Genomic DNA, 17,709 nt, shown 5'->3' with positions numbered 1-17,709 from the left:
GCCTGCCAAAACGTGCTCTTAGGAACTTCTTAGAGGCGGTCAGCAGCGTGATCGCCATGAGGACACCGCACATATCCCAGGCCCGGCTGTCGGTGGTGATCGGCGCGGGCGGCACGGGTGGGCACATCTATCCCGGTCTGGCCCTGGCGGACGCGCTGCGGCGCGCCGCGCCCGACGCCGTGATCTCCTTCGTGGGCACCGAGCGCGGGCTGGAGACCCGGCTCATCCCCGAGGCCGGTTACCGCCTCCACACCGTCGACATGATCCCGTTCGATCCGTCGCTCGGCGCCAGACGCTTCCTGCTGCCGGCGGCGCTGATCAAGTCCGGCACCCAGGCCAAGGCGGTGCTGCGCGCGCAGGGCGCGCAGGGCGCCGTCGGCATGGGCGGCTACCCGAGCGCGCCGGTGATCGTCGGGGCACGGATGGCCGGGCTGCCCAGCGTCATCCACGAATCGAACGCGGTCCCCGGACGCGCCAACCGGTTCGCCGCACTGCTCACCGACCAGATCACCCTGGCCTTCGAGGAGAGCCGGGGGCACCTGACCGGCAGTCGGCACGCCGACATCGTGGGCATGCCCATCGCAGCGGACCTGGCGGCGCTGGACCGGACCGGTCGGCGCGCCGAGGCCCGGCGGGCGCTCGGGGTTCCGGTCGAGGGCCGGCTGCTGGTGGTCAACGGCGGCAGCCTGGGAGCAGCCCGGCTCACCGCAGCGGCCACCGGCCTCGCCCAGCGCTGGCGGCACCGGACCGACGTGCACCTTCTGATCAAGACCGGGCCGGCCGCCCTCGACGAGACCCGTCGGCAGCTGGTCGTGACCGGCGGCGACCGTGTCGCGACCGCCGTGCCCTATCTCGACCGCATGGACCTGGCGTACGCGGCCGCCGACCTGGCCGTCTGCCGCGCGGGGTCCGCGACCGTCGCCGAGCTCGCGACGACCCGTACGCCGGCCGTCCTGGTGCCCTACCCGTACGCGCCGGGCGACCACCAGACCCACAACGCCAGGGTTCTGACCGACGCGGGCGCCGGACTGCTGCTGCCCGACGCCGAAACGGACGCCGACCGCCTGGCCGCCGTCACCGAGCCACTGCTGGCCGAGCCCACCCGCCTGGCCGCCATGTCCGCCGCCGCGCACCCCGGCCGGCACGCACAGGCTGCCGACCTGCTGGCCGCCCATGTGCTTCGGCTGGCCGGCCGCCCCTCCCGCCACCCCATCCTTCCCACGACGACCGAGACGGAGATCGCCCGATGACCACCCCCGCTCCCCAGACCACGCCCGCCGACTTCGACTGGAGCGGACGCACCGTGCTGGTGACCGGCGCCGAGGGTTTCATCGGCTCCACTCTCGTCGATCTCCTCGTCTCCCGCGGTGCCCGCGTCCGCGCCTTCGTCCACTACAAGCCCTACGCCGACAAGGGCCACCTCGCCTCCTACCTCGCCGACCCGCACAGCCCCGTGGAGATGCTCGCCGGCGACGTCCGGGACGCAGGGCGGGTCATGGACGCGGTCGAGGGCTGCGACACCGTCTTCCATCTCGCCGCGCTGATCGGCATCCCCTACAGCTACGACTCCCCCGGTGCCTACGTCCAGACCAACATGGTCGGCACCGAGAACGTCGCCGAGGCCTGCCGCCGGTACCAGGTGCGGCGCCTGGTGCACACCTCCACCAGCGAGGTCTACGGCACCGCACGCACCGTGCCGATCAGCGAGGACCATCCGCTGCAGCCTCAGTCCCCCTACTCCGCCTCCAAGATCGGCGCGGACATGATGGCGCTGTCCCACTGGCACGCCTTCGAGATGCCGGTGACGGTCGTGCGCCCGTTCAACACCTACGGCCCCAGGCAGTCCGCCCGGGCGGTGATCCCCACCATTCTGTCCCAACTCCACGCCGGAGCAGAGCAGATCAGGCTCGGCTCGCTCACCCCCACCCGGGACTTCACCTACGTCACCGACACCGCCCACGGCTTCCTGGCCCTGGCCGCCTGCGACCGCGCCCTCGGCCACAGCGTCAACCTCGGCACCGGGCAGGAGATCTCCGTCGGCGACCTCGCCAAGGCGCTCATCAACGCCTCCGGCCGCGACGCCGAGATCGTCGTCGACCCGGGCCGGCTGCGGCCGACGGGCAGTGAGGTCCACCGGCTGCTCTCCGACAACTCCCGCGCCCGGGAGTGGGCCGGCTGGGAGCCGCAGGTCCCGCTCGAGGAAGGGCTGCGGCGCACCTCCGACTGGGTCGCCGACAACCTCCACCTGTTTGCCGCCGACCGCTACCAGGTCTGATCAAGCCGGGGTCAGGCCGTCGCCCACCCCGTACGGATGGGTGACGGCCGCATGGCGCGGCTGCGGAACTCGATCGCTGCCGGGCGTTGACCTGGCCTCACTGATCACCGCCTGCGCCCAGGGCGGACCCAGCATGACAAGCTGTGCTCACACTGTCCGAACCCAGGAAGGTCACCATGACTACAGAGTCTCCACGCCAAGAAGGTTCGGAGCCGGATGAGTCCGAGAGCCCTGCCCTGGCGCCCGACGAGGACGGCCAGTACGACCTGAAGGGCAAGTTCCGGGAGGCCCTGGCCCGCAAGCGCGCCAGGCAGGAGGAGGACGCGGCGACCCTGTCTGCGAACACCGACGCGTCGAAGATTCGAGGCGCGCACGGCCCGGCCGCCAGTCAGCGGTCGTTCCGGCGAAAGAGCGGCGGCTGAGTCAGCCCCTCCGGTTCCTCCCGCTCCGGCGGGAGGAACACCTTCTGCCCGGTGCAAGGAGGTGAACGGGGAGTTTGTCGAAAATGATTGCAGTCCTTTGAAAAGTCCCGCATCTGCGTGGACACCTCAAGGGCCGACTCCTACCGTCGGCGGCGGCGCGGCATCGTCGTACGCATTCGAGGAGTCGTATGTCCATACCTGCAGTCAGCCGTGCCTCGGCTGTCGCCCTGACCATGGCGGTCACGCTGCTGGCCACCCCGGGGTCCGCGCACGCGGACCCGATCCCGAAAGCGCCCGGCCACCGTCTCGTCGCCTCCTACTCGGGCGAGCCCGCGGAGCCCGAACCGCTGCCCGGGGAGCAGCCACCCCGGCATCCCTACATGGCGCCGAACGGCCGCAGCGGCATGCACGCCGACGCCTGGGGCAGCGCGACGTACCCGTGGAGCGGTCCCCTGGGTAATGCGCCTGAGGCCAGCAGCGAGAAGATGGCGGCGCTCGGCGGCGAGTGTGCGAACGTGACCTTCGACAGGGCGGGACGGATCGTCACGGTGTGCGGGACGTTCACCGGGTTCCTGGTCAAGCTGCTCGACCCTCGTACGCTCGCGACCTTGGCGCAGTACAAGCTGCCGCAGCGCCCGTCCACCGTGGAAGCGATCACCCGGCTGGACTTCTCCCGGATCTTCAAGGACACGTCCGGCGGCGCGTACTCGTACCTGGACGATCAAGACCGCTTGGTGCTCGCGGACTCTCGGCAGCACATCATCCGTCTCGCCCACCGGCAACAGCCCGACGGCAGCTGGGAGTTCACCGTCGCCGACGACTGGGACCTGACCGGCCACATCCCGCACGACTGCGTGACCTGGACCAACCTGTACCCCAGTGGCGCGTGCGACCCGGTCACATCGGTGATGCCTGACTGGCAGGGCCGTATCTGGTGGGTCACCCGGCAAGGCCGCGTCGGTACCGTCGACCCGGGAACCGGCGCTGTCCGTGCGATTCGTCTGGCCGGTGAGGAGATCCAGAACTCCTTCTCGGTTGCTGCCGACGGTGTGTCGATCGCCTCCGACCATGCCCTGTACGAGTTCACCGCAGCGGCGGACGGAACGCCATCCGTGGTGTGGCGGCAGGGCTACGACAGGGGCACCGGCAGCAAGCCGGGTTCCGTCAACCAGGGCTCGGGCACCACCCCGGACATCTTCGGCCCCGACGGGAAGTACGTCGCGATCACCGACAACGCCGACGACCGCATGAACGTACTGGTCTACCGGCGCGGCACCGGCGTGCCGGCCGGCGGGCGGCTCCTGTGCAAGGTTCCGGTCTTCGGCTCCGGCGCGTCCACGACCGACAACTCCCTGATCAGCTGGGGGAGCAGCCTCGTGGTCGAGAACAACTACGGCTACGAGAACGTCGGATCGCTCACCCTCGGGCGGAGCGTCGTCGGGGGCGTCACCCGCCTCGACGTCCGCCCCGACGGCAGCGGATGCGACACCGTATGGGAGAGCAGCGAGCGAGCCCCGTCCGTCGTGCCGAAGCTCTCCACCGCCAACGGCCTGATCTACCTGTACACCAAGGACCCGAACTCCATCGGCGTCGCCGCCTGGTATCTGACGGCCATCGATTTCCGCACGGGCGCGACACGGTGGAAGCAACTCGTCGGGACCGGCCTTCTCTACGACAACAACTGGGCACCGGTCACCATCGGCCCTGACGGCACCGCGTACGTGGGCGTCTTCAACGGGCTCACCTCCGTACACGACGGGGAGCAGGGCCGGCCATGAACGTGCTGGTCGCAGCCCGTTGTTGGTGGTAGCCCCTGACTCACGCATGTGAACCAAGTCTCTGTGAATGTCGAAGCAACTGTGGATGACGACAGGGCTCTTGTAGGCCCATGAAGGCTCTGCTTTCCTCATTAGGAAAGTTTCCTGTCAATCATCCACGTGAACGAGGTCCATATGAGGGCATCGCCTGTGTCGCTACGGCAGGGTGTGGTAGCCGCCGCGCTCGGCAGCATCCTCCTGCTTCTGCTCAGCGTCATCCCGACCGGCTCCGCTCGAGCGGCGGGCACCGATGAGCGTGCCGCCGCCACGCCCGTCTCCGTCAACGGCCAGCTCAGAGTCTGTGGCACCAAGCTGTGCAACAGCCGCGGGAACCCAGTCCAGTTGCGAGGCATGAGCACCCACGGCACCCAGTGGTACCCGCACTGCCTGACCAGCGGTTCACTCGACGCCCTGTCCGGCGACTGGAAGGCCGACGCCCTGCGCGTCTCGACCTACGTACAGGAGGGCGGTTACGAGACGAACCCCCAGCACTTCACCAACCTCGCGAACTCCCTCATCCAGCAGGCGACCGACCGCGGCATGTACGTGATCGTCGACTGGCACATGCTCACCCCGGGCGACCCCAACACGAACCTGAGCAAGGCCCGGCAGTTCTTCACCGACATCGCCAACCGCAACAAGGACAAGAACAACGTCCTCTACGAGATCGCGAACGAGCCCAGCGGCGTGAGCTGGTCAAGGATCAAGAGCTACGCGGAGCAGATCATCCCGACCATTCGCGCCATCGACTCCGACGCTCCCGTGCTGGTCGGAACACGCGCGTGGTCCTCGTTCGGTGTCTCCGAGGGCGCCAACGAGTCGGAGGTGGTGAACAACCCGGTCAGGGCGTCCAACATCATGTACACCTTCCACTTCTACGCGTACTCGCACCGCGACGATTACCTGGCGACCCTCTCCCGCGCTGCCGACAAGCTCCCGGTGTTCGTCACCGAGTTCGGCACCCAGAACTACGCCGGCGAGGGCAGCAACGACTTCGCCATGTCGCAGCGCTACCTCGACCTCATGGCCGGCAAGAAGATCAGCTGGACGAACTGGAACTTCTCCGACGACAACCGCTCCGGAGCCGTCTTCAAGACCGGGACGTGCGACAGGTCCGGCCCCTGGACCGGCACCTCGCCGCTGAAGCCCGCCGGAGTCTGGATTCGCGAGCGCATCATGTCGCCGGACAACTGGTGACGGGCGATCGCCAATGAGCGTGATCGAACCGGTGGCCTGTGTGTCTCACACAGGCCACCTCACCTCGCGAAGTGACGTGGCCGCCCGGGTCATCCCTTGGCCGGTGTGGTGGGTGCCGACCCCGTCGGGGTTTCCGCGGCGGATGACGTGATCACTTCGGAGGTCGCGGAGCGTCGGCCGCCCCGGTCCATGAGGCCGCCCATGAAGGCCAGGCCGAGGCCTGCCACGGCCAGGGCGGCGCCGACGAGGTTCGGTGAGGCCCATCCCCAGCCCGCGGAGATGGCAAGTCCGCCGAGCCAGGCGCCGCCCGCGTTGGCCAGGTTGAAGGCGGAGTGGTTGGAGGCCGCGGCCATCGTCGGAGCGTTCTTGGCCTTCGCCATCAGCAGCATCTGCACGGGGGTGGTGATGAGGGCACCCATCGCGCCGATGAAGGCGATCGTGACCAGGGCGGGAACGGTGCTGTGGACCGTGAAGTAGAACGTCACCAGGCCGGCCGCGAGCAGGGCGAGCCCCGCGTAGAGAGTCGGGCGCAGGGCGCGGTCGGTGAGGGGGCCGGCCAGAAGCGTGCCGACCGTCATGCCTACGCCGTACAGCGCGAGGACCAGGGTGGTGGACGTGTCGGAGATGCCCGTCAGGTGCGTCAGCATCGGCACGAGGTAGCTGTAGACGGCGAAGAAGCCCCCGAAACCGACCACCGCCGTGGCCAGGCCGATCGCGACCTGCCGGTTGCGCATGGCCCGCACCTCGTGCCGGATGCCGGCCTGCCGGCCCCGGGGCTGGTGCGGGACGAACGCGGCCAGTGCGGCGAGCGCGAGGAGCCCGATGACGGCGACGCCGACGTAGGCGGACCGCCAGCCCAGCTGCTGGCCGAGCGCGGTGCCGGCCGGGACGCCGATGATGTTCGCGACCGTAAGGCCGAGGAACATCATCGACACGGCGCGTGCGGCCCGTTCGGGCGCGACCAGCCGTGAGGCGACGACGGCGCCGACTCCGAACAGCGCGCCGTGCGGCAGCCCCGCCAGGAAACGCGCGGCGAACAGCAGGCCGAAGTTCGGGGCGAACGCGGAGGCGATGTTGCCGACCACGAACAGTCCCGACAAGAGCAGCAGCAGCTTCTTGTGCGGTATGCGTGCACCGATGCCGGTCAGGACGGGGGCACCGACGACGACGCCGAGCGCGTACGCCGACACGAGGTTGCCGGCGTGGGGCACCGACACCCCGATCCCGTCGGCGATCTGGGGCAGCAGGCCCATCGTGGCGAACTCGGTCGTGCCGATGCCGAAGGCGACAACGGCAAGGGCCAGCAGAGCCAGAGGCATGGTGCGGGAGAACCTTTCGAAGACAGCGGTCCGAGGACGAGGGAGACGAGGGAGCAGAGAAGGCCGAGGTCGGGGGGCACCCACCTCGGCCGGCCGCGTCGAGCACCGTTGCCCAGCGCGCCCCCACACAGGGCGAGCCCATGAACAGTGCAGCAGTGCCAGGAGACCGCGCATTCCAAGATCGGGCCCCATCTTGACGTGACCTATGTCATGCCGCCTCGGTAACGCCCACCGTCGGCGGAGGTCAACCGGTCCGGGCTTGTCGGCCTGGCCTGGGCGTAGGCTTCCGTCGGCACGGGCACAACGGGGGCGGAGCGTATGGAGTCTGGGGAAGCGCAGCGATGGGCGTCGTCGCTCGACGCGGTCGTGGTGTACGCGCAGGGTGCGCTCTGTACCCGGGTGGCGCGGGGCACCATGCCGGCGGACGGCAGGGTGCGGGTGACGGGACTGCCCCGGTCCATGGACCCGGGCTCGCTGCGCGCAAGAGTCGTCGGTGACCATGGCGTACGTGTCACCGAGGTGCGTGTGGAGGTGGATGCCGAACTCTCCGGCACCGACGCGGCCGACAGCCTGAGGCACGACATGGAGAGGCTGCGCGACGCCTGTGGCGCGGCACAGGGCCGCCGTGACCGGCAGCTGGGCCTGATCTCCGAAGTGACGGCGCTGCGTCCGGTTCCGCCGACCCGTGAGCGCGAGGACCCGCCCCGCCGTACGCCCGCCGACGCGTGGCTGCGACTCGCCGAGTTCGTCGACGAGCGGCTGCGGGGCCTGCACCACCGGCTCGTCGAACTGGAGGAGGAACTGCGCCGCGTCGAGCACGAACTCTCCGTGGCCACGGACCGCTGGGTCCGCGCCTCCACCGACGTGCAGTCCGAGCACATCACGACCACGGTCGTCGCCGCCCTGACGCTCGTCGGAACCGGAACCGGAACCGGAGCGGGAAGCCGAACCGGAACCGGAACTGTGGAACTGGAGCTTGAGTACGGTGTGCCGGGGGCCGTCTGGGTCCCTGCCTACCGCCTTACGCACCGTCAGGGCGACGACAGCGGCACCCTGGTGCTGCGTGCCTCGATCGCCCAGCGCACCGGAGAGGACTGGACCGGGGTCCGCGTCGGCCTGGCCACGGCGGATCTGCGGCGCCGCACCGACCTGCCCTCTCTGCGTTCGATCCGGGTCGGACGGCGGCAGGCCGCCCCCGCGCCCTCCGGCTGGCGGGAGCCTCCCGTGGGGCTCGCCGATCTCTTCTCCGGCTACGACGCGGCAGGTCCCCGTCCTGTTTCGGCCGCAGGGCCAGTGCCCGTGGCCGCGGCGGGTCCCGTCCCCACGCCGCCGGTACCGCAGGGGTACGGCACGCCCGCCGCACCCGCACCCGTCCCTCCGCCGTCGGCATCGCCGGGGTACACCATGCCCGGTCCCGTCCCCCCGCCGTCGCCGGCACCACAGGGATACGGCCTGCCGCCCGCCGCACCCGCTGAGCCCGCAGGCTTCGCCGGTGCTCCGCCGACCGCGTTCGACACCGCCGGAGCGGCCTCGTCGGCGCCGAGGAGGCCGTCGGGACGACCGAGCGATGGGTCCGGACCCGCCGCCGGTCGGGGCACTGCTCCCGCCGGCATGGCCACGGAGGCATCGGTCGCGGCAGGCCCGCCACCTCCACCGCCGTCATCGCCGGTGGCGGCCGGTCCGCCGGAGCCCAGCGGCGCGGAGCTCGACTACGCCGCGCTCGTGCTGTCGGGCGCCGAGGAGAACGACGGGCGCCGGGGCAGGCTCTTCCCCCACACGCCCTACGACGCGGTGGCGGACGACTGCCGCCGCCGGGCCGACGCGGTGTCCGCGCTGCCGTTGCCCGGACACGCGGTGCGGCCCCGCGAGTCGGCGGGCTCCTTCGACCACCGCTACGACGCCGTCGCCCGCGCCGACATCCCCTCCGACGGCACCTGGCACACCGTCACCGTCACCGACATCCCGGTCGGCCTGCGCACCGAGTACCTGTGCGTGCCGTCCGCGGAGCAGACGGTGTACGCCACGCTCGTGCTCTCCAACGCCACCGACCAGGCCCTGCTCGCGGGCCCGGTGGAAGTCACCAGCGACCACGACTTCCTGACGACCGCCGCTCTGCCCACGCTCGCCCCCGGCGGCGTCCGCCGGATGGGGCTGGGACCGGCCGAGGGGGTCCGGGCCACCCGCCGCACGAACCTGCGCGAGTCGACGTCGGGTCTGCGCAGCAACACGACCGTGCTCGCCCACCAGGTCCATGTGGAACTCGCCAACCGGCTGGCCCATGCCGTCACCGTCGAGGTCCACGAACAGGTTCCGGTCACGACCGAACCGGACGTCCGGATCGAGGAACGGGCCGACTGGACGGCGCCCGAGCAGGACAGCGGGCCCGACCGGCATGCCCCGGGGACCCGCGTCTGGCGAGTGGACCTGCCCGCCGGCGGCAGCGCCACCCTCGACGGCGGCTACGACATCCGCATCCCGGCCGCCAAGGCCCTGGTCGGCGGCAACCGCAGGAGCTGACAGCATGCCCACGGACACCCGGCCGATCCCCCTGCCCGTCACAGCGGTCACCTGCCTGGAGGACCGCGCCCATATCGAGCGGACCGCCGAACTCGACCTGCACGCAGGCCTCCAGCGACTGCGCCTCGGGCCGATCAGCGCACTCGCGGTCGACCGCACTCTCCACGCGGAACTGACGGGCGACCACCGGGCGACCGTCCTCGACGTGCGGATCGTCCGCACCTGGACACCGCGGGCGCCGCTGCCCGCCGCCGACGACTCCGCCCTGCGCATGCGGATGCGCGCCCTCGAAGAGGAACAGCTCACCCTCGGCCACGCGCGCGACCGGCTGCGCGCCCGCCTCGACCTCCTCGGCCGGCTCGCCGCCGACCTGCTGCGGGACATCGCCGAAGGAACCGGCTACGGGGAGGCGGACGAATCCCGCTGGACCCGCGAGCTGGATCGGGTCGACGCCGAGCGCGACTCGTACGCCGAGCAACTCCGCACCGCCGAGGGGCGGTTGACGGCCCTCTCCCGAGAATTGACGGAGGCCCAGCAGGCCATCGGCCTCTCCGAGGAACAGCCCGCCGAACTGGTCGGCCATGTCGAGCTGACCGTACAGGCCGCGGTCGCCGAACCGGTCCGGTTGCGTCTGACCCACCTCAGCTCGTGCGCTCTGTGGCGCCCCGCCTACCGGGCCGTACTCCACGGGGACTCGCTGACACTGGAGACCGACGCGATGGTCTGGCAGCGCACCGGCGAGGACTGGTCGGACGTACGCCTCACCTTGTCGACGGCCCGCTCGGCGCTGACCACCGACCCGCCGCAGCTGACCGAGGACCGTCTCACCCTCAGGGATCGCTCCGCCGCTGAGCGCCGCACCGTCGACGTTGAACTGCGTGAGGAGGAGACCGCGGACCTCGGGCCGGCCCCGGTGCTCGGCCTTCCTGGAGTGGACGACGGCGGCCGGACGCGTGTGCTGCACTCCCCCGCGGCCGTCTCCGTTCCCGCTGACGGCCGCGCCCACCGGGTGTCGCTCACCGCCGTCACCGCCAGCGCGAGCAGCGAGTACGCCTCGTCGCCCGAACTGTCGCCGCTGGTCACCCAAGTCGTGCGGTTCGACAACACCTCCGGCCACGCACTGCTGGCCGGGCCCGTGGACCTCGTCCGCGGCAGCGGATTCACCGGCCGCGGCACACTGAGCTTCACCGCACCGGGTGCCCCTGTCGAGCTCGCCTTCGGCAGCCACGACGACTACCGGGTGGTCCGGCAAGCCGAAGAGTCCCGCGACACTGCGACGTTGACCCAGCGAACCGTGATCACCCGTACGGTCCGGCTGCATGTGTCCCGCTTCTCGGCGCCCGGCGACCGGACCGAGCAGGTCGTCACGCTGCGGGAGCGGATCCCCGTCTCCGAGGTCTCGGCGGTGGAGGTACGCCTGCGCAAGGAAGCCTGCGCGCCGGAGCCCGATGCGGTCGACGCCGACGGCATCGCACGCTGGGACCTGCGGCTGACGCCCGGCGGGCACCGCACGATCACCCTGGTCTACGAGATCTCCGCGAGCGGCAAGGTCGCGGGGCTGTGAGCGAAGGTGACCAGCTCCCTGGCTGACGGCAGGTCAGGGGAAAGGTCCACGAAACCGTTCTGAGGGCGTCCGCGATTCAGCGGTGTGTGGCGTGTCACGCATTCCAGTCCGCGCCTAAGTTGTCTGCATCACAGCGCAAATGTCCATTTAGCGCCAGGCTCGGAACGCAAACGCACTCCCGAAGTGGAGCCCATCTGCATCCTCTTGGGCGCGAAGTTCCCGCGTGGCCCAGGACACAGCACTTGTGGCCTCCCCCGTTCTCCCTCCTCACGCGTTTCCCCTCCCCCTGTTCCCCCGTTCCCTCTCGGAAGGTGCCCCATCATGGCCGCTTACCTCTCGCCTCCTGCCGTGATACACGGCGAGCACGCCGTGAAGACCAGCCAGATCGTGGCGGAGGTGAGCGACCGGCACCCGGACGCGGCGTGGGCTCCGCGGGTCGACGCCATCGCGGCCAGTACGGGCATCGAGACTCGCGGGTGGATGCTGCCGTTGGAGGCTGCCGTCGCGCCCGGCAGCGGCAGCGGTCTGCAGGCTGTGGGTGTCGAGCCGGCCCAAGAGGCGCTCGTGCGCGACGGGTTCACGCAGCAGGACGTGGACCGCGTGATCTCCGCCCTCGAGTCCATACCCGCGCCGCAGACCGTCCAGGAGCGCACGGAGCCGGCCTGGGAAGCCGTGCAGTCCTACGGGGAGCGTGCGGCGCGCGGGGCGCTTCAGGCGGCCGGGCTGGACGCCGCGGACGTCGACTGCCTGATCACCAGTCACTCCACCACCCCCGCGCTGCCCGGACTGGACATGGCCCTGGCCAACAGGCTTCCGCTCCGCAACGACGTGATGTTGCTGCCGGCCACGCAGTGGGCCTGTATCGCGGGGACCCGCTCCCTGGCGCTCGCGGCGGATCTCGTGGCCGCAGACCCCGACCGGGTGGTCCTGATCGTCATCGCGGAGGCGCTGAGCACGACCTACCAGCCCGCGGACGACACCCTTGAGTCTCTGATCGTCCGGCTGCTGTTCGCGGACACGGCGGTCGCCGCGGTGGTCACGGGCCGCCCGAGGTCCGAGTCGGTGCTGCGGCTGGACGCCGCCTGGCATCACACCCTGCCCGGCACCCAGGACCTGCACCGCCTGGAGACACGGGCGGACGGCACCCACTTCGTGATGGACCGGCGCGGACCGCGCGCCGTGCAGGAGACGGTCACGGGCATGTGGGACTGGCTGGGCTCGCGCTACCAGGACGACCCCGACTCCTGGCATCCTGACGTGCTCCTCGCCCACCCCGGCGGGACCCGGGTGCTGGAGTACATGGAGCAGACGATGCCCGACGCGTGGCCGTCGGGGCTGCTGGACTACAGCCGGGACAGCTACACCAGTGGCAACCGCGGAGGCGCCGCCGTGTTCGACATCCTGCGGCGGGCGCATGACGCGGGGCGGCAGAAGCCCGGCCATCGCGCCGTTCTGTACGCGGCGGCACCCGGTCTCACCGCCACCGCCTTGGAAGGGCAGTGGCTGTAGTACGAGGCCGCGCTACCCGGACGAGGTGAACCCCCGCCCCGGAGGAACCCTCACCGGGCTCCCGCACGCCTGCCGCGTCCCGGAAGCGGAGCCGCGTCACCTCGCGACTTCCGCCCAGACAACCTTGCCGGTGTCCGTCCACCGCACCCCCAGCGTGTGGTGAGCCGGTGCACGATGCTCATGCCACGACCGCCGTCGTCGAGCAGGTCGCCCCGCCGCAGGCGTGGCCTGCCGTTGCCGGTGTCGCCCACCTCGCACAGCAGGTGATTGCCGGCCCTGATCAGCCGTACCGTGATGGGACCGGCAGCGAAGCGGACCGCGTTCGTGACCAGCTCGCTGACCAGCAGCACCACCTTGTCCCGGGTCTCGTCCCTGGTGCGCCACTGCGTCAGCAGCGCGAAGACCTGCGCTCGGGCGCGCGCGGGAGCGTCGTAGCGGGCGGCCAGCCGCAAGGTCGCCGTGTCCCCCTTGCGGTAGCCGATCATCCGCGCGAGCAGCAGGGTCACATCGTCGCGCTGGCGCACGGGAGCCAGCTCGGAGACGACGTGCCGTGCGGCCTGCTGCAGGGCGTCCCAGGGGTGCACCAGGGACACGGCGGCCGCCAGCCTGTCGATGCCCTCGTCGATCGACAGGGCGGGATCCTCGACCAGGCCGTCGGTGTAGAGAGCGAGCAGGGAGCCCGGGGCGGCGACGAAGGTGTGGACGTCGAACGGCTCCCGCAGCGCGAACTCGGCGCCCAGGCCGGGGTGAGGACGACGCGACAGCGGGCCGGCGTGCCCGTCCGGGGTGACCAGGACCGGGGGGAGGTGGCCGGCACTGGACAGCGCCACCTGGTGGCTGACCGGGTCGTAGAGGGCGATGCAGCAGGTCGACCCGAGGGCGCTGTAGCCGGCCGCCAGCCCCGACTCCGCGTCGTCCAGCAGCGTCACGGTCTCGTCCAGGTGCTCCAGTACCTCGTCGGGCGCGAGCCCCGCGGACAGCAGCGCGCGGGCTTCCATGCTCAGCTGGCCCATGGTTGCGGCAGCTCCCAGGCCATGGCCGACGACATCACCTACCACCAGCGCGGTACGGCCGTCCGGCAGCGGAAAGCTGTTCACCCAGTCGCCGCCGACGCCCGCGCTGTCGGGGGTGGCGGGCTGGTAGACGCTGGCGATCTCGATGGTGTCGCCGCCGGTCCGTGGCAGGAGTCGGCGCTGCAGTGCCAGCACCTGCCTGTGCTCTCGCTGGTGCTGGCGGGCCAGGTCGACGTGATGGGCGGTCCTGGCCACGAGTTCCTGCAAGTCGAACAGCTCGCTGTCGCGGAAGGGGCGGTCCGCCCGCCGCCAGACCTCCGCCACACCCAGCACGAGGGGCGGCACGCCATCCAGAACCAGGGGTATGCACGCCACACCCGCCGACCGGTCGACGGGCACCAGGGCACGCACCACTCGTGGGCTGTCGAGTACCCGCTCGACCGCCTCCCGGTCGGGTATGACGATGGCCTGGGGAGGGTCGTTGCGCAGCACCGCCTGCGCCAGCAGGCGACTCGCGTCGCTGGGGAGGTCGTCGCCCGGGGTCACGTAGCCCTCGGGCCATGCCCGGTCCGGCACCAGGGCTGCCCGTCGCAGTCGGATGCGCCTCTGCACCTGCCCGGTGACTCCCTCACCCGTCCACACGGCGAAGTCGAGGTCGACGGCCGCCACGTCTCCCCAGGCCAGGAGAGACTCCGCCAGCGACTGCGCGGTCTCGCCGATGTCCAGCGAGGTGCCGATCGCGGTCTCGGCGGCGTACAGGTGCAGCCTGCGGGCCATGGCGATCATGGAGACGGTGAGGCCCTCCTCAGGCGCCGCGGCGGGCAGGATGCTCAGTGAGACCACCAGCTCGGACCCGTCGCTGCGGCGCAGGCGCTGGATGCGGGCGACGTGCGCCTCACCGCTCTCCACGACCTGCCGCAACCGCCGTGTGACCGTCGGTACGTCCCAAGGGGGCAGAAGATCGACAAACGGTTTCCCGGGCACGGCGTCCAGACCCGCGAACACGGGGGCGTCCAGGTTGCAGCGGGTGATGATCAGATCCCGGTCCAGGTTGACCGCGCCGAGGATCTGCTCCTGGTGGCCGGCTGCCGAGTCCTCGGGTGCAGCGTGGCTGGTGCTGCGGTCGCCCTGCGCGCCGGCGGGGCCGGCGGCCGCTCCACCGCGCGGGATGTAGCGCCCCAGGGCCCGGCTGACCAGGTGGAACGCCGACGAGGATGAGCGGGAGGGTGTGGAGTCCATACGACTCTCTCAGCAATCCCCGGCGCAGCACCGGGGCCGTACTCGGACTGCGCGACGGGGCCCCGAGCTCCCTGACCGCACACCTCATTGAATAACACCGGGGGCGGCTTCGCCCACACCGGCGAATTGCGCGGCGGACCCTCCTCATCTTCTTCAGTGGGCGGGAGACCGCCGGTACCCGCCGCGGCAAGGGCTACGGCGGGTACGTGGCGACGTCGGCAGTACGGGCGTCACTGCTCCTGGGGACCGGGCCGGTTACAGGTCGGCAAGCCCCCCGCACACGTTGTTACAGCGCCATCTCGTACGCCCCGGCCAGCGCCTCGACACGCTCCCAGATACGGGACGAACGCGCTTCGTCGATGACAGGACGCCGGACGGCACCGAGCGCCCAACGCTGCTGATCCGCAGTGGCGGAGTCCTTGCCGTGCAGTTCGACGGCGAACGCGGAGAAGTCGCGGACGAGGACGGAGAACAGCTCGTCGAGCACATCCTCGTCAAGGTCCGTCAGGCGGGCCTGCTCCAGGATCAGCTGGCCGTGCACCACGAGCGCGAACAGCTGGCCGACGGAGAGCAGAAGATCGAGGTCGCGGCTCTGCTCCTCGTCGGGGGCTGCGGTGGTGACGAACTCGCACAGGGCGTCGGCCTGCTCCCGGAAGCGAGCGACGTTCGGCACGCCGGCGTAGGCGTCGTAGGCGGGGCGCCAGTCGTGGAAGCGGACGGAGCCAAGGCCGCGGGCCGGTCCCTGCTCGAAGAGGAAGGTGTCGTCGGCCGCGTCGAGGCGAGTCGGCACGGGCGCGAACTCGGCCGGGTTCAGGAGGTGGTTGCGCATGAACTTGAGGATCAGCGCGAGGTTGACGTGGACCGTGCCTTCGAGCTTGGGCAGCCCCCGGATCTCGACGGCGGCCTGGGCGAAGTAGGTGTCCTTCTCGAAGCCCTTGGCGGCGATCACGTCCCACATCAGGTCGATCACCTTCTCGCCCTCCGTGGTCACCTTCATCTTCGTCATCGGGTTGAAGAGCAGATAACGGCGGTCGTCCGGAGAGGCAGAGCGGAAGTAGTCGACGGCGCGGTCGCTGAACGCCTTCATGCCGACGAGGCGCACGTACGCGTCGGCCAGCTCGCGGCGCACATGCGGGAAGGCGGTGACGGGGCGGCCATACAGGATGCGCGTGTGCGCGTGGGTGACCGCCTCGTACATCGCGTGCTCGCAGATGCCGATCGAGGCGGTGCAGAGGTTGAACTTGCCGACGTTGACGGTGTTGAGGGCGGCGTCGAACGCGGCGCGGCCCGTGTGCAGGACGTCGTCCGGGCCCACGGGGTAGCTCGCGAGGCGGAACTCGCTGACGTACTTCGAGGAGTCGACGACGTTCTTCACGAGCTGATAGGCCGGGTGGCGGCTGTCGGCGGCGAAGAAGACGTAGCCGTCCGGGCCCTCGATGTCGGTGCGTCGGCCGAAGACCGAGACGAGACCGGCGGCGTTGCCGTTGCCGATGTAGTACTTGGAACCCTCCGCCGTGAAGCCGCCGTTGCCGTCCGGTGTCAGCAGCATGTCGGTGGAGTAGATGTCGGCACCATGGGTCTTCTCGGAAAGGCCGAAGGCGAACACCTCGCCCTGGGTGAGGAGTTCTGCGGCACGGGCGCGAGCCGCCGCGTTGTCGCTCTGCCAGACCGGCCCGAGGCCGAGGATGGTCACCTGCCAGGCGTACCAGTAGTCGAGACCGTAGAACCCGAAGATCTCGTTGAGGGCGGCGATCCGGGCCGTGTCCCAGCGCTGGTCCTTGTGCCCTGCGGCGGATGCCGGGGTGAGGAAGGTGGCGAACAGCCCTTCCTTGCCGGCGAACGCGAGGAAGTCGGCCAGCCAGGCGCGGGAACGGTAGTCCTCGATGAGCCTGCGCTTGCCCCGGTCCTCGAACCAGTCGACGGTCGCGCGCAGCAACCTGCGGGTCTCGGGGTCGAACTGTGCCGGGTCGTACGTGCGTGGGTTGAAGAGGAGGGGGTCGGCCATGGAGGTCCGCCTTCCGAGGGTTGAGAGTTGAGGGTTGAGGGTGCAGAACTGAAGGTCGCGGAGCGCGAGCGGTCCTGGCGGGCCGTTCAGGGATGCGGGTCTGACGTGCCGAGCCGATGGAGGGTGGCGAGTACGTCGTCGAGCCAGGCGACGGTCATTCGCTCGTACGCGATGCCGCCGCGCAGCACGACATGCTGCAGCTCCTGACCGGCGTCGAGCGCAGCGGGGGCCGCCGGGCCGGTGAAGTCGCGCAGTTCCCCGGCGAGATAGTGCGCCAGCCGGTCGCTGTGCACCTGCCGGTGCCGTTCGACTTCCCGGATCAGCACGGTCGGGTCGTCGAAGGCCGCACCGCGGATCTTCACGGCCAGCTCGTGCCGGATGCTCTCGGGTTCGATCGATTCGTGCAGCCACCGCGAGAGGGCGGCACGGCCGGGCCCTACGACGGAGTACTCCTTCTTGTCCGGCCGGCTCTGCTGCGGCAACCCGCGGACGGCGAGCAGGCCATCGCTCTCCATGCGCTTGAGGACGCGGTAGATCTGCTGGTGCGTGGCGGTCCAGAAGTATCCGATGGACCGGTCGAAGCGCCGGGCCAGCTCATAGCCGGTGCCCGGCTTCTCCAGCAGGGAGACGAGGATCGCGTGCTCGAGCGCCATACCTCGATCTTTATATGCAACTCGTTGCATAGCCAAGTGGTGCCGCCCAGGTGAGACAGGGCTCACGCGAGGCAGATGCTCAGGTTCAGTGGGCGCCGGGTGACTGCTTCGTTTGTGGCTACTCGCCGGGGATGGCGAAGCTCATGAAACCGGGACGTCCGGGTCTGGGCGTGGAACGC

General features: G+C 70.5%; 11 protein-coding genes and 1 pseudogene. 8 read left to right on the top strand and 4 right to left on the bottom strand.

The window, feature by feature from the left end; translation table 11 throughout:
- Window positions 1–56: 56 nt before the first annotated feature.
- The 5 genes from OHO27_RS41845 to OHO27_RS41825 all read left to right on the top strand — a co-directional run bounded on the left by OHO27_RS41845 (window position 57) and on the right by OHO27_RS41825 (window position 5,711).
- Window positions 57–1,250, top strand: a complete 1,194-nt coding sequence (locus OHO27_RS41845; RefSeq protein WP_328430121.1) for a UDP-N-acetylglucosamine--N-acetylmuramyl-(pentapeptide) pyrophosphoryl-undecaprenol N-acetylglucosamine transferase — start codon at window positions 57–59, stop codon at window positions 1,248–1,250.
- Window positions 1,247–2,275 (top strand): GDP-mannose 4,6-dehydratase, encoded by a 1,029-nt coding sequence (locus tag OHO27_RS41840; protein ID WP_328430120.1) that lies wholly within the window; start codon window positions 1,247–1,249, stop codon window positions 2,273–2,275. The genes OHO27_RS41845 and OHO27_RS41840 overlap by 4 nt, the downstream gene beginning before the upstream one ends.
- Before the next feature lie 176 nt (window positions 2,276–2,451).
- Window positions 2,452–2,697 (top strand): DUF5302 domain-containing protein, encoded by a 246-nt coding sequence (locus OHO27_RS41835; protein WP_328430119.1) that lies wholly within the window; start codon window positions 2,452–2,454, stop codon window positions 2,695–2,697.
- 188 nt (window positions 2,698–2,885) lie between these two features.
- Entirely contained in the window at window positions 2,886–4,475 is a 1,590-nt protein-coding gene (locus OHO27_RS41830) for a hypothetical protein (protein ID WP_443059672.1), read from the top strand.
- Window positions 4,476–4,649: 174 nt separating this feature from the next.
- Window positions 4,650–5,711: a glycoside hydrolase family 5 protein gene (locus OHO27_RS41825; protein ID WP_328430118.1), complete on the top strand. Its 1,062-nt coding sequence runs from the start codon at window positions 4,650–4,652 to the stop codon at window positions 5,709–5,711.
- An 89-nt stretch (window positions 5,712–5,800) separates the two neighbouring features.
- Here OHO27_RS41825 and OHO27_RS41820 read toward each other — a convergent pair whose 3' ends face one another.
- Window positions 5,801–7,030: an MFS transporter gene (locus OHO27_RS41820; RefSeq protein WP_328430117.1), complete on the bottom strand. Its 1,230-nt coding sequence runs from the start codon at window positions 7,028–7,030 to the stop codon at window positions 5,801–5,803.
- Between the two features lie 318 nt (window positions 7,031–7,348).
- Between OHO27_RS41820 and OHO27_RS41815 the strand changes: the two genes are divergently transcribed.
- From OHO27_RS41815 to OHO27_RS41805, 3 genes are all read left to right on the top strand, one after another.
- On the top strand, window positions 7,349–9,547 hold the full coding sequence (locus OHO27_RS41815; protein ID WP_328430116.1) for a DUF4139 domain-containing protein: 2,199 nt from the start codon (window positions 7,349–7,351) through the stop codon (window positions 9,545–9,547).
- 4 nt (window positions 9,548–9,551) lie between these two features.
- Window positions 9,552–11,111, top strand: a complete 1,560-nt coding sequence (locus tag OHO27_RS41810) for a mucoidy inhibitor MuiA family protein (protein ID WP_328430115.1) — start codon at window positions 9,552–9,554, stop codon at window positions 11,109–11,111.
- A 321-nt stretch (window positions 11,112–11,432) separates the two neighbouring features.
- Window positions 11,433–12,620, top strand: coding sequence for a type III polyketide synthase (locus OHO27_RS41805; protein ID WP_328430114.1), 1,188 nt, complete (start codon window positions 11,433–11,435; stop codon window positions 12,618–12,620).
- Between the two features lie 96 nt (window positions 12,621–12,716).
- Here the strand turns inward: OHO27_RS41805 and OHO27_RS41800 are convergent.
- The 3 genes and pseudogenes from OHO27_RS41800 to OHO27_RS41790 all read right to left on the bottom strand — a co-directional run bounded on the left by OHO27_RS41800 (window position 12,717) and on the right by OHO27_RS41790 (window position 17,530).
- Window positions 12,717–14,872 (bottom strand): annotated as a pseudogene (locus tag OHO27_RS41800) (SpoIIE family protein phosphatase).
- Between the two features lie 286 nt (window positions 14,873–15,158).
- On the bottom strand, window positions 15,159–16,877 hold the full coding sequence (locus OHO27_RS41795; protein ID WP_328430113.1) for an acyl-CoA dehydrogenase family protein: 1,719 nt from the start codon (window positions 16,875–16,877) through the stop codon (window positions 15,159–15,161).
- 86 nt (window positions 16,878–16,963) lie between these two features.
- Window positions 16,964–17,530 (bottom strand): PadR family transcriptional regulator, encoded by a 567-nt coding sequence (locus OHO27_RS41790; protein WP_328430112.1) that lies wholly within the window; start codon window positions 17,528–17,530, stop codon window positions 16,964–16,966.
- Window positions 17,531–17,709: the final 179 nt, after the last annotated feature.

This window comes from Streptomyces sp. NBC_00443 (assembly GCF_036014175.1).
GTDB lineage: Bacteria > Actinomycetota > Actinomycetes > Streptomycetales > Streptomycetaceae > Streptomyces.
The sequence above is the reverse complement of the archived record's forward strand: the minus strand, read 5'-3'. Positions and strand labels throughout refer to the sequence as shown.

What these genes read in the sequence shown, in the direction of transcription:
- OHO27_RS41845 (WP_328430121.1), top strand. Translation starts at nt 57, where the DNA reads ATGAGGACACCGCACATATCCCAGGCCCGGCTGTCGGTGGTGATCGGC.
- OHO27_RS41840 (WP_328430120.1), top strand. Translation starts at nt 1,247, where the DNA reads ATGACCACCCCCGCTCCCCAGACCACGCCCGCCGACTTCGACTGGAGC.
- OHO27_RS41835 (WP_328430119.1), top strand. Translation starts at nt 2,452, where the DNA reads ATGACTACAGAGTCTCCACGCCAAGAAGGTTCGGAGCCGGATGAGTCC.
- OHO27_RS41830 (WP_443059672.1), top strand. Translation starts at nt 2,886, where the DNA reads ATGTCCATACCTGCAGTCAGCCGTGCCTCGGCTGTCGCCCTGACCATG.
- OHO27_RS41825 (WP_328430118.1), top strand. Translation starts at nt 4,650, where the DNA reads ATGAGGGCATCGCCTGTGTCGCTACGGCAGGGTGTGGTAGCCGCCGCG.
- OHO27_RS41820 (WP_328430117.1), bottom strand. Translation starts at nt 7,030, where the DNA reads ATGCCTCTGGCTCTGCTGGCCCTTGCCGTTGTCGCCTTCGGCATCGGC.
- OHO27_RS41815 (WP_328430116.1), top strand. Translation starts at nt 7,349, where the DNA reads ATGGAGTCTGGGGAAGCGCAGCGATGGGCGTCGTCGCTCGACGCGGTC.
- OHO27_RS41810 (WP_328430115.1), top strand. Translation starts at nt 9,552, where the DNA reads ATGCCCACGGACACCCGGCCGATCCCCCTGCCCGTCACAGCGGTCACC.
- OHO27_RS41805 (WP_328430114.1), top strand. Translation starts at nt 11,433, where the DNA reads ATGGCCGCTTACCTCTCGCCTCCTGCCGTGATACACGGCGAGCACGCC.
- OHO27_RS41795 (WP_328430113.1), bottom strand. Translation starts at nt 16,877, where the DNA reads ATGGCCGACCCCCTCCTCTTCAACCCACGCACGTACGACCCGGCACAG.
- OHO27_RS41790 (WP_328430112.1), bottom strand. Translation starts at nt 17,530, where the DNA reads ATGGCGCTCGAGCACGCGATCCTCGTCTCCCTGCTGGAGAAGCCGGGC.